12 protein-coding genes are annotated in these 10,634 nt (G+C 37.0%); 7 read left to right on the forward strand and 5 right to left on the reverse strand.

Translation table 11 applies throughout. The annotated features are described in order from the left end of the window. Nucleotides 1-106: 106 nt before the first annotated feature. The 5 genes from ric to WH267_RS24140 all read right to left on the reverse strand — a co-directional run bounded on the left by ric (nt 107) and on the right by WH267_RS24140 (nt 3,727). Nucleotides 107-826, reverse strand: a complete 720-nt coding sequence (gene ric / locus WH267_RS24120; RefSeq protein ID WP_340011514.1) for an iron-sulfur cluster repair di-iron protein — start codon at nt 824-826, stop codon at nt 107-109. A gap of 32 nt (nt 827-858) precedes the next feature. Next, nucleotides 859-1,281 carry a c-type cytochrome gene (locus WH267_RS24125; protein WP_340011516.1) on the reverse strand — a complete coding sequence of 141 codons (423 nt, stop codon included), beginning with the start codon at nt 1,279-1,281 and terminating at the stop codon, nt 859-861. An 18-nt stretch (nt 1,282-1,299) separates the two neighbouring features. Beyond that, nucleotides 1,300-2,076: a class I SAM-dependent methyltransferase gene (locus WH267_RS24130; RefSeq protein ID WP_340011518.1), complete on the reverse strand. Its 777-nt coding sequence runs from the start codon at nt 2,074-2,076 to the stop codon at nt 1,300-1,302. 120 nt (nt 2,077-2,196) lie between these two features. After that, on the reverse strand, nt 2,197-2,628 hold the full coding sequence (locus WH267_RS24135; protein ID WP_123319577.1) for an RrF2 family transcriptional regulator: 432 nt from the start codon (nt 2,626-2,628) through the stop codon (nt 2,197-2,199). A gap of 301 nt (nt 2,629-2,929) precedes the next feature. Beyond that, on the reverse strand, nt 2,930-3,727 hold the full coding sequence (locus WH267_RS24140) for an AraC family transcriptional regulator (RefSeq protein WP_340011531.1): 798 nt from the start codon (nt 3,725-3,727) through the stop codon (nt 2,930-2,932). A 132-nt stretch (nt 3,728-3,859) separates the two neighbouring features. Between WH267_RS24140 and WH267_RS24145 the strand changes: the two genes are divergently transcribed. The 7 genes from WH267_RS24145 to WH267_RS24175 all read left to right on the forward strand — a co-directional run bounded on the left by WH267_RS24145 (nt 3,860) and on the right by WH267_RS24175 (nt 10,517). Continuing rightward, entirely contained in the window at nt 3,860-5,182 is a 1,323-nt protein-coding gene (locus WH267_RS24145; protein WP_340011520.1) for a TolC family protein, read from the forward strand. Nucleotides 5,183-5,186: 4 nt separating this feature from the next. Then, on the forward strand, nt 5,187-6,245 hold the full coding sequence (locus tag WH267_RS24150) for an HlyD family secretion protein (RefSeq protein ID WP_340011522.1): 1,059 nt from the start codon (nt 5,187-5,189) through the stop codon (nt 6,243-6,245). Next, nucleotides 6,245-7,837 carry a beta-carotene 15,15'-monooxygenase gene (locus WH267_RS24155; RefSeq protein ID WP_340011524.1) on the forward strand — a complete coding sequence of 531 codons (1,593 nt, stop codon included), beginning with the start codon at nt 6,245-6,247 and terminating at the stop codon, nt 7,835-7,837. Before WH267_RS24150 ends, WH267_RS24155 begins: the two co-directional genes overlap by 1 nt. A gap of 202 nt (nt 7,838-8,039) precedes the next feature. Continuing rightward, entirely contained in the window at nt 8,040-8,276 is a 237-nt protein-coding gene (locus WH267_RS24160) for a hypothetical protein (RefSeq protein WP_340011525.1), read from the forward strand. A gap of 14 nt (nt 8,277-8,290) precedes the next feature. Further along, a complete protein-coding gene (locus WH267_RS24165) occupies nt 8,291-8,614 on the forward strand; it encodes a hypothetical protein (protein ID WP_340011527.1) in 324 nt (107 codons plus the stop codon). A 175-nt stretch (nt 8,615-8,789) separates the two neighbouring features. Continuing rightward, nucleotides 8,790-9,791: a GlxA family transcriptional regulator gene (locus tag WH267_RS24170; protein WP_340011528.1), complete on the forward strand. Its 1,002-nt coding sequence runs from the start codon at nt 8,790-8,792 to the stop codon at nt 9,789-9,791. Between the two features lie 93 nt (nt 9,792-9,884). Further along, complete coding sequence (locus WH267_RS24175) at nt 9,885-10,517, forward strand: DJ-1/PfpI family protein (RefSeq protein ID WP_340011530.1); 633 nt, start codon at nt 9,885-9,887, stop codon at nt 10,515-10,517. Nucleotides 10,518-10,634 lie beyond the last annotated feature (117 nt).

Consider the following 10,634-nt stretch of genomic DNA (forward strand, 5'->3'; position numbering starts at 1 on the left):
ACTGTATTGAAGTATTATGATTTTCTATTCAAAAATCACTTTTAGTGGTTTTCTACGTATAACAGGATTTTCCAGCCTCTTTCTTCCGGCCTCCAGCTGAAAACAATTACTCAGAAAACTGTTTTTCCAGTTGGATAGCTTTTGGAAAAAGGATATTATTTTCCAGATGGATATGTTTGTGAAGATCATTTTCAAATTCCTGAAGCATGGCAAATGCTACTTTATAAGTATTGCAGGCATCAGCAGGAGGAAGAAATTCATTGGTAATCTCAGCGATCTTTCTGAAACGGTCTCCTTCAACACTATGCTCATGTTGCATCATGTTCACCGGGTTTTCTACAGTCCCAAATCCAGGTCTTGTAAGATCTCCACCGGATATTTTAGCCTTGACCATATTTCTTACAAACGGAAAGAGAATGAGCTCTTCTTTTTTCATATGAGCAGCCAGATCATGGGCTGATTCACGAAACAAAGTATTAACCTCAAATAATTCAGGATGTCTGTCGCCATGTACTTTACATAATTTATCAAGAAAAGTTTGTAAAACAGGAGTTTTTTCCTCCACATAACGGTGGTGAGACTTTTCAATATAATCTGTCAGAAGATCCAGAGGCCAACTGCTGAAGTCTATGGTGGTATCATTATTTTTCGGAAGTGTATCCAGTTCTTCATAAATTTTTTCCGGATTCAGTTTTTTATTCTGGCAGGCTTCCTCAATGGTTCTTCCTCCTTTACAGCAGAAATCAATTCCGTATCTTTTAAAAATGGCAGCTGTTCTGAAGTCTTCCGCTACAATATTTCCGATAAAATCTGTTTTTGTATTCATATTATGGGGCGTTTTATTGATTTAAATTGTTCTTATTTTTTTAATGATAAAATGTATTTTACCATCAGTTTTGCATTGTCTTTACTCATTCCGTTATGAGGGGCCATTGGAATATCTCCCCAGTTTCCTTTCCCGCCTTCAATAATTTTATTTGCCAGCATATCGATATCTGTTTCGGTATATTTTGCAGCCACCTCCTGATAGGATGGACCTATCAGTTTTGCATCAGTTTTATGACAGGTAAGGCAGTCTGTACCTTCAATTAATTTCAACCCTTCATCTATGGAGTTTGCGCTGGTTGCTACAGGAACGGTAGGTGTTTCTACAGGCTGAGCAGGCTGTTGGCTAGAATATGGATCTGCCTGTGGAATAGGAGTTGTTTCAGGTTTTGAGCAAGATAGCAGGATGGGAGATAAAGCCAGGATTATTGCGGTATTAAAAAAAAGTGTTTTCATAATGAGTATTATTTATTATTATTTTTTCTGGGCAAGAATGGCTACCGCACAAAGGCAGTTATTATGCTTTTTAAAGACCCTTCTCATTTGTAGAATCCGGGAACGGATTTTAGGCTGTATGATGATATTTCCGGCAATTTTCAGAAATCCGGAAAGACCTTCGTCACTGATGATTCTTTGCAGTTCCAGAAGGTGCATAGGAGCTGTTTCCGTTTTTAAAATCTGAAACCCTTCTTTTTCCAGTAATTGTGTCCATTCGGAAACTGTTAATGGGCGGGTATTTACCTTTAGGCTTAAAGCCAGTTCTTTCTGAATCTGTAATTTTACATTTTCATCCAGGCTATCAGGTACCAGAGCTAATTCATGGATAGCATAATAGCCCTTTGGTGCCAAAATTCTGGAAGCTTCCCTGATAATTTCCGATTTCCTGTGATCACTGTGCATACTCAGCATAGCTTCACCATATACTTTATTTGCAGATTGTTCGGCTAGATCTGAATGTGCTGCATTCCCCAACTTAAATTGAGCTGCTGTATTTATAAAATTCTTTTTCAAAAGATCAACAGCTTCTTGCTCTGCATCAATTCCCGTATAGGATTCCGGATTTTTCTTCAAAGTGAGTTTTGCTGTAAAACCAATGCCCGGGGCAAACTCTACGATTCGGTCATGAGAATTGATATCCAGCATTTTCAACATTTTCTGAGTCAGGACTAAACCGCCTGGCCGCAAAACTTTTTTACCGATTTTAGCTAATAGCCAATGGGCAGACATTTTTTCAATAGCAGCTGTTTTCATTGGATTAGGTTTTAAATTGTAACAGGCAGATAATCAATATGAACACCTGTTAAATTGAGTTTTATTGTTATTATTAATATATTAAGATCTTTTTATCTTTTATTATGGTAATTTTTTTTTTTATGTTTTGAGGTAGGTTAATTCTAAATCCAGATTATCCACAAACATTTGTATTTTAGATGTTTCAAGCATGATACGAAGATCCTGCCTGATACTTTTGAACTGTTCATGAAGTGGACACGGGTGGGTTTCTGAACATTGATCAAGACCTAGTCCACAACCCGTAAATAATTTATCACCGTCTATTTCCTTTACAATATCAGCAATACTTATATTCAGATTTTTAGGATCCATATAAAAACCTCCGTTTGGCCCTTTTGCCGATTGTACAAAACCTTTTCTGCTCAGATCCTGAAGGATTTTTGCAATAAAGTGTTCCGGAGAATGAATGTTTTTCGCAATATCCTTAATCCCGACCCTGCTGTCATTTTTAGACTGCTGGGCAATGTAAATTAATGCTCTTAATGCATATTCGCAGGTTTTGGAAAACATTGTATCTGATTTTTATAGGACAAATGTATGAACTTATCTTGAATAAAAGACAAAATTATCTTTTATTTTTAAGGGACTTGATAAAGATCATTCAAACACGAATTAATGGATGAATAAGTGAAAGATTTTGATCACTTTAGTTATTTTAAATAATTGCCAACTAATTGGGAGTTCCCCTTATATTCTCTGAAATATTAAATTTTACTGAGATATCAATTGAAAGATCGTATATTCTATTTCTCTGGAGGGGTCTCAAATTATTTACTTGACCCGTCACCTCCTAATGACAAAAACAGATACATCAAAATGCCTTACTGCTTTTCCGAAGATCAGATGGCCTGGATTGTGTAAATTCATGAAACGTATCACTGAAGGCGCTGATCGAGCTATAGCCCACATCATCTGCAATTTCATTAATGGGCTTGTCTGTATTCAAAAGGAGCTCAATAGCTTTGATGATTCTTAATGTTTTAAGGTACTGAAGAAAGGAGATATCCATGTCAGCTTTAAACAGCCGGGACATAGAGCGTTCACTCAGCCCGAACCTGGTGCTTACATTGGTAAGTGTCAGTTTTTCTCCCATATTCCATTCAAGATAAGAGACTATTTTCATCATCTGTTTGTTGTGAGTGGCAGGAAGAATAATAGGTAGGGGCTGCTTATGGGTTTTAGGTAAGATTTTTTTTAAAGCCACCAGAAACTCAAAGTTTTCATCTTTATAGGTGACGTGTTTTTCGTCCCACATTTCTGTGTATTTAATCATCTGGATCAAAAGTTCTGATGCCGGATAAATTCCCAGTTTTCCATAAAACGGATCTGAAACATCATCATGAGCATAAAAATAAAGTGAACGAAGAACGGTAGCGGTATGCCCGACTTCTAAAATATGTTCCATGCCCTCCGGGATCCAAAAAAAATGTCTGGCGGGTACCACATATGTCCGGTTGTCAATCGTAATATAAGCAATACCACCTTCTACATAGCTTAACTGTCCTTTGGTATGTTTATGAAAAGGAATCAGTTTTTCTGATTTTTCGTGCATGACAAATACACTTTTATCATGTCTGTCGATGTCCGGAAGCGCTGCAATTAATCCCATATCAAAACTAAAATACTGTTGAAAATGCAAATATAATCATTTGGCCGGAATCATGTAAAAGTTGACTATTTTAGATAAATAAAATTTGCGGATTGCCAATAAATTTGCAGTGCAATAATTCGAAAAATTCAAATGAAAATTTATGTCACCGGACTGCTGATGCTAGGAGCTTCCTATACAATATCGGCTCAGACAGGCAGTCCACGAAATGATACCATACGGATCTCCCTGAAAGACGCATGGCAAAGAGCTGAAGAAAACAGCCGTCATATTAAAATCAACACCATCAATGTAGACATTGCCGAAGCCGAAGTAAAAGACACCAAACGAGAGCGACTTCCGGAAATACAGGTCAAAGGATCTGCTGAAAAAGCTTCCAACATCCCCATCTATGAAAACGGAATTTTTTCCAAACCTACCCAACATGAGGTCATCCACACTCTTTATAAAGTGGGAGCCGATTTTTATCTGAACATTTACAACGGAAATAAACTCAATCTTAAGATCAAAGAGAACCAGACCCTTCAAAAGATTAAGAATATTCAAAAAGATCAATCCATTTCCGATATTCATTACAAAACAGCCAGTCTTTATCTTGAACTTCAGAAAACACTAATCTTCAGGGATCTTATTAAGCAGGATATCAAAGATCAGGAAATACAGCTTAAAGAAATCAAGTCTTTATACAAAAACGGGGTGGTGTTGAAAAGCGATGTTTTAAGGATAGAGCTTGAACTTTCCAAACGTAAAATGACTTTGGTGACTATTGAAAATGATATTCTGATCGCCATGCAGAAACTGAATATTATTTTAGGCATTCCAGATGAGCAGATAGTTATTCCGGAAGTGCCCTATAATCAATGGGATGCCAATACAACCTATGCAGAATATCTGAAAATGGCGTTGGACCATTCATTTGATTACCATGTTTCAGAACAGCAAACGGAATTGAGTATTCTTAAACTGAAGCAGGTAAAGGCCAATGTAAGGCCCAAAATCGGGATGTACGGTGAATTTTATTATGCCAACCCGCAGATTTTCCTTTATCCCTACAATCCTTATTGGTATTCATTGGGAATTGTTGGTATTAAGGCTTCATTTTCAATATCCTCACTTTATCATAATACCAATAAAGTAAAAGCAGCCAAATTAGAATTTGAAAAAGAAGAAGAGGCCCATAAGGATACAGAAGATAAGGTAAGGCAACAGGTAAAAGAAGCGTATCTGAGGTATCAGGAAGCTCTCGAACAGATTAAGGTTGCTGAAACCAATGTTGTTCAGGCCAAAGAGAATGCCCGGATTATTAAAAATACCTATTTCAGTCAAACCTCTCTTATCACAGAACTTTTGGATGCCGATATACAGCTTCTTCAGACAAAATTTGAACTTGAAGCAGCAAAGATCATGGCACAGAACAATTATTATTTACTACAAAATATTACAGGCGTTTTATAATACAATGAAAAAGAAATATACTCCCACCGATAGGCTGATCACAAAGATCACAGGATGGATTTCAGTTTTAATCGTTGCTGCACTTGCTGTTTGGGGCGGTTTTACTCTTAAGAATTATTATCGATATGAGCAGACGAATGATGCTCAAATTCAGGAATATGTAAACCCAGTTATTTCAAGAGCAGGCGGATTCATTGTAGCCGTAAAATTTGAGGAAAACCAGGAAGTTAAAAAAGGAGATACCCTTTTACTGATTGATAACAGGGAATATGTTCTTCAACAAAAGGAAACTCAGGCAGCCCTTCAGAAAGCACGTGCCCAGCTGAAAGTTCTGGAAAGTAATACCAGCACTACGTCAAAAGAAGCTGCCTCAGCTCAGGCCCAGATAGACGGCAATAAGGCGAAAGTATGGAAACAACAGCTTGATTATAACCGGTACAAGAAACTTTATGATGAAGAATCTGCTACTAAACAGAGACTGGAAGATGTAAAAGCTACATTGGACGTGAACGAAAGTGATTATAAATCTTCTCAGGATGATTATGCTGCATCTGTTTCTAAAATACATGATATTCAAGCTGAAAAAACAGTGGTTTTGGCTGAAATTGCCAGGCTGGAAGCATTACTGGACCGTCATAAGCTGGATGTAAGCTATACAGCAGTAGTCGCTTCATATGATGGAAGAATGGGACGAAGAACTGTTGAAGTAGGGCAAATGATTGATGCTGGAGAAACGCTTGCATTCATCGTTAATAACGAAACGGATAAATGGGTGGTTGCCAATTATAAAGAAACCCAGATTAAGGATATGAAAATTGGAGATCACGTAAAGATCGTTGCAGATTCTTATCCTGATAAGGAGTTTCAAGGGACTATTATTTCTCTTTCACCAGCAACAGGTTCAAGTTTTTCATTATTGCCACCTGATAATTCTACCGGAAACTATGTGAAAATTGTTCAGCGTATTCCTGTCAGAATCAGAGTGGATGGAAAAAGAAATGAAATTGACGTTCTGAAAGTAGGAATGAACGTAAATGTATATGCTAATAAAAAGCATTCCTAATGGTTAAAAGACAAATGCCCTTTTTTAAAAAATGGGCTCCGGAATGGCTGGTAAAAATTATACTTTTTTCCATGACTTTACCGGGAATCATCATATTTTTCCTGCCTCTTACCAATATCAATGCAGCAGCAGGATATTATGGTGGTGAACCTGCTGATATTCAGTTTTCAGTAGCGTTGTTCTATGCGGGTTATGTAGGGTTTTACAGCCTGGAAAGAAGATTTTTCAGTTTTCTGGCTGCCAAAGAGTATTTTCTTTTATTTACAACTTTGCAGATCGTTGCGTGTTTGACCTGTTATTTTACCCGGGAGATCTATGTACTGTTTCCTGTCCGTTTTATTCAGGGAATGTTATTTGCCGGGAATGTTAACCTTTCACTCACCCTGATCTTTACACGATTAAACAGTGAAAGGGGAAGGGAAATAAGTTTTTCTGTGTTCTTCGGTATTCTGATCTGTGCATTGCCGTTTAATAACCTGATTACAGCAGATCTTATTGATTCTTACAATTTTAATATTGTTTATAAAACTGCCATTTTTTCGTATCTGCCGGGTCTTATTTTCCTTACTATGGCCATGACGAATTACAGACCTAATGTAAGATTTCATTTGTATAAGCTGGATTGGCAGAGTTTTGCGGTTTTCAGTGCAATTTTGGTACTGGTAGGATATATAGCCATTTTCGGACAGGAATATTATTGGCTGGAAGATCGCAGGATTCTGGGGAGTGTAATCGGAATCATTGTATTGGCAGTAATTTCAATTTTCCGTCAGAATTCAATTAAAAGATCTTATATAGATCTTCGGGTTTTCAGATACAGAAATTTTAAAGTAGGGTTGCTGATTCTTTTTGTCATGTACATTTGTCGTTTTGCTTCAGGAATTACGAACAGCTTTTTTGCTACAGAGTTGCACCTGGATCCGTTTTACATTTCCTATATTAATATTTTCAACCTTTCAGGGTTGGTGTTTGGCGTTATCATTGCCTGTTGTATGGTCCTGCAGAAAAGAAATATACGCTATATCTGGGGGCCCGGTTTTTTAATGTTGCTTCTGTTTAATGTATTGATGTATTATTCTTTTGATGTTCAGGCGGATGAATTTAATTATTATATTCCTTTATTTCTTCAGGGATTGGGAGTAGGATTGATCATGGTCCCGACTATTATTTTTATTATTTCATCGGTTCCTGCTTCTATTGGACCTTCAGCAGCTGCAACAGCACTGGCAATACGTTATTTCGGATTCTGCGCCAGCATTGCATTGATTAACTTTTTTGAACTTTTTGAAAAAAGCCGCCATTATAATGCTTTTCAGGATCATTTAAGTGCCGTAGATCCTTCTGTGAAAGATTTTCTTCATAAACAGACTGCTAAACTTATGTCTAAAGGAATGCTTGAAGATCATGCTGTAAAAGCATCTAATAAACTTTTAGTTGGAAGAATGAATGTTCAGGGACATGTCCGTTTTGCTATGGATTATTACGAAATGATGGTATGGCTTTTAGCAGGTACATTACTGTTGATTATCCTTTTCCCATACCTGAACCGTACTGCTCTTTATTTAAAATCCCGCAGGTTATCTCCTGCATAAAATGTAAACTATTCATCCCATTATTATGAAAATAGCCAAAATACTTTCAATATTGCCCTTACTTTTTTTCTGTTTATCATGCAGCAATGATGATAATATATTTCATCTTAAAACAATAAGAATCAATGAATATGAACAGTATATGTCGTTACCAGAGCAACATCTTTTTATAAAGATTGTAGATCATGAAAATTCAGGTGTTATGGCAGAAACAGAGCCTTTTCAAAGTAACCTTCATTTACCGTTGCTTCTTAAAACAGAGCATGTGTCGGATATGAATTTATATGCAAGACCCTATCGTGTGGAACTTTGGGGAGATATTTCAGGATTGATCGGAAGTTGCACTGTGAAAATGGACGATTACAGGATTACATTTCCTATTGATATGGAGGTGAAAAGTAATAGTCTTGAAGTTGCTATTCAGGGAAGCTGGGAATAAGTAAAAGAAAAATAATGGAAGAAATCAGATTAGTGAATGAAGTCGTTACAGAACTCTTAGACAGCGGGTATTCTGCTAATTTTGGACTGATGGAATATCTCAGTTCTCTGAAGCCTGTTAAGGAAATAGCTGATATCTCCGGATCGGATTTTAATATCGATGAAGTCTACTGCTGTCATGAAAATGAATACAATTCTGAAATTGTGTATGTTTTTGCAATCTCATGTGCGAAATATGACTTAAAAGGGATTTCCACCTCCATAAGTATTGTTGACAATTCGTTTTCTTTTTCAGAATTGTTTGAAAAGATGAAAGGAATGTACAGGAGAATTTTTTAGATTTTAAAAGTATAGCTTGTTTAGCTAATTTTATAGTGAGAGTGCTGAGACTGTCTTTAAAGGCAGTCTCTTTTTTCTGATTAAAGTAAAAAATGAACAATGGCCGGAAATGTCTGTTTTTTGTCATTGCAGCCATTTGACATTGTTATTACATTTGCATGATACAGATTGAGATATGGAAAATGCAGAAAAACAGGGAAAAATAAAAAATATAGTTCTTTTGATCTTACCAAAGGTTCAGCTGCTGGATGTTGCAGGTCCCTGTGATGTGTTTACATCAGCCAATCTCTTTTTGCCGGATGATAAAGCTGGATTACAGTATCAGGTTCATTTGATATCCGGGACTTCAGACAAGGTAATATATTCAGGTTCAGGAATCCCTTTAACCTGCAGTCGTACTATTTATGATATTGATTTTCCAGTAGATACCTTACTGGTTGCCGGTACTGATCTTAGAACACTAGATGAAGTTAATCCCGATCTTTATACTTATTTGCAGAATACAATAGGAAGCGTAAGACGTTTAGGATCAGTTTGTGCAGGAGCATTTATTTTAGCAAAAGCTGGATTGCTGAACGGAAAGCAGGTAACTACGCATTGGAAATATGCCGATATTCTGCAACGGACCTATCCTGATTTGGAAGTAAATATCAATCCGTTTTTTATCCGGGACCGGGGAATATATACTTCAGGAGGTGTTTCTTCCGGAATAGATCTGGCACTGGCCCTTTTGGAAGAGGATTGGGGTAGGCCTCTAGCCTCAGAAGTCGCTAAACATCTGGTATTGCATTTAAAAAGGGCAGGAGTACAATCCCAGTTTGGAAATGCTATTTCCGATTATGAAATGTTATCTCCTTTCACAAAGGGTATCAGAGATTTGCTTAAAGATAAATTAGGCCAGTCCATCAGCATAGAATTTATGGCTGAATCTGTACATATGAGTGTCCGTAATTTCTCCAGGGTCTTTTTGAGGGAGTCAGGAGTCACTCCCGGTAAGTTTCTTGAAAAGATGAGGCTGGATCAGGCAAAGGATATGCTGGAATATACAGAGATGAGTATCGAAATGATTGCTGCAAAATGTGGTTTCGGAAATGTAGTCTCCCTCCGGCGGTTATTTTTTAAATACCTTTCCATTTCTCCGGCACAATACCGGAAATCCTGTAAAGGAACAGGGTAATTCTCTTTACTTTTTTGTATTCCACAAGGTTGATAATTAATTATCAACAAGGAAATCTACGCCTTAAAAAATATTAATCTTTAAAATATAATTATGAATCAGAAACAACAGAACGGGACAATGAATATAGCATTTTTGATTTACGATCAGGTAGAAGCGCTGGATCTGAATGGTCCGTTGGATGTCTTTATTAAGGCAAATGTAATATCTGCCGGAAGCTATAACTGCTATACTGTAGGAAAAACCAGAGATGCCATTCATATGGAAGGAAATACTATGGCTGTGATTCCGTCATATGATGTACAGACCGTTTTGCAGCCTGATATGATCGTAATTCCGGGAGCTAATCCTGATTATGTGATGGAATACCTGCAGGATGATGATTTTCAGAATACTGTAATGAGCTGGATAAAAAATCAGTATCGTAAAGGAACTATTATTTTCTCAGTTTGTACAGGAAGTATGCTTTTATCTAAAACCGGGATATTGGATCAGCATGAAATTACCACCCATTCTATGCTGCTGGATACTTTGGAACAATATAATCCGAAGAGTATTGTGAAAAGAAATGTCCGGTTTGTAGATCAGGAACAGCTGATTACTACTGCAGGAATAACGGCAGGAATAGATGCAGCCCTATATCTGGTTGAAAAGCACCATGGAAAAGAACTGGCAGATACCATCGTGACGCTTTTTGAGTACCAGCAACGGGAATTTGAACACTGATTATTCACAAATTATATGTATTCATAAAGATTATAGATCTGCGCAATCTGTACAAGAATTTAAAAATTATCGAAATTAAAATGATATGATGGGTAAGGTTTCGGCGGGCCAAAGGCC

Origin of the sequence: Chryseobacterium sp. MYb328, from assembly GCF_037572595.1 — a bacterium.
GTDB classification, from domain to species: domain Bacteria; phylum Bacteroidota; class Bacteroidia; order Flavobacteriales; family Weeksellaceae; genus Chryseobacterium; species Chryseobacterium pennae.

Excerpts from the sequence above, each read along its gene's own strand:
- ric (WP_340011514.1), bottom strand. The coding sequence starts at position 826 with ATGAATACAAAAACAGATTTTATCGGAAATATTGTAGCGGAAGACTTC.
- WH267_RS24145 (WP_340011520.1), top strand. The coding sequence starts at position 3,860 with ATGAAAATTTATGTCACCGGACTGCTGATGCTAGGAGCTTCCTATACA.
- WH267_RS24170 (WP_340011528.1), top strand. The coding sequence starts at position 8,790 with ATGGAAAATGCAGAAAAACAGGGAAAAATAAAAAATATAGTTCTTTTG.
- WH267_RS24155 (WP_340011524.1), top strand. The coding sequence starts at position 6,245 with ATGGTTAAAAGACAAATGCCCTTTTTTAAAAAATGGGCTCCGGAATGG.
- WH267_RS24160 (WP_340011525.1), top strand. The coding sequence starts at position 8,040 with ATGGCAGAAACAGAGCCTTTTCAAAGTAACCTTCATTTACCGTTGCTT.
- WH267_RS24140 (WP_340011531.1), bottom strand. The coding sequence starts at position 3,727 with ATGGGATTAATTGCAGCGCTTCCGGACATCGACAGACATGATAAAAGT.
- WH267_RS24175 (WP_340011530.1), top strand. The coding sequence starts at position 9,885 with ATGAATCAGAAACAACAGAACGGGACAATGAATATAGCATTTTTGATT.
- WH267_RS24135 (WP_123319577.1), bottom strand. The coding sequence starts at position 2,628 with ATGTTTTCCAAAACCTGCGAATATGCATTAAGAGCATTAATTTACATT.
- WH267_RS24150 (WP_340011522.1), top strand. The coding sequence starts at position 5,187 with ATGAAAAAGAAATATACTCCCACCGATAGGCTGATCACAAAGATCACA.
- WH267_RS24130 (WP_340011518.1), bottom strand. The coding sequence starts at position 2,076 with ATGAAAACAGCTGCTATTGAAAAAATGTCTGCCCATTGGCTATTAGCT.
- WH267_RS24165 (WP_340011527.1), top strand. The coding sequence starts at position 8,291 with ATGGAAGAAATCAGATTAGTGAATGAAGTCGTTACAGAACTCTTAGAC.
- WH267_RS24125 (WP_340011516.1), bottom strand. The coding sequence starts at position 1,281 with ATGAAAACACTTTTTTTTAATACCGCAATAATCCTGGCTTTATCTCCC.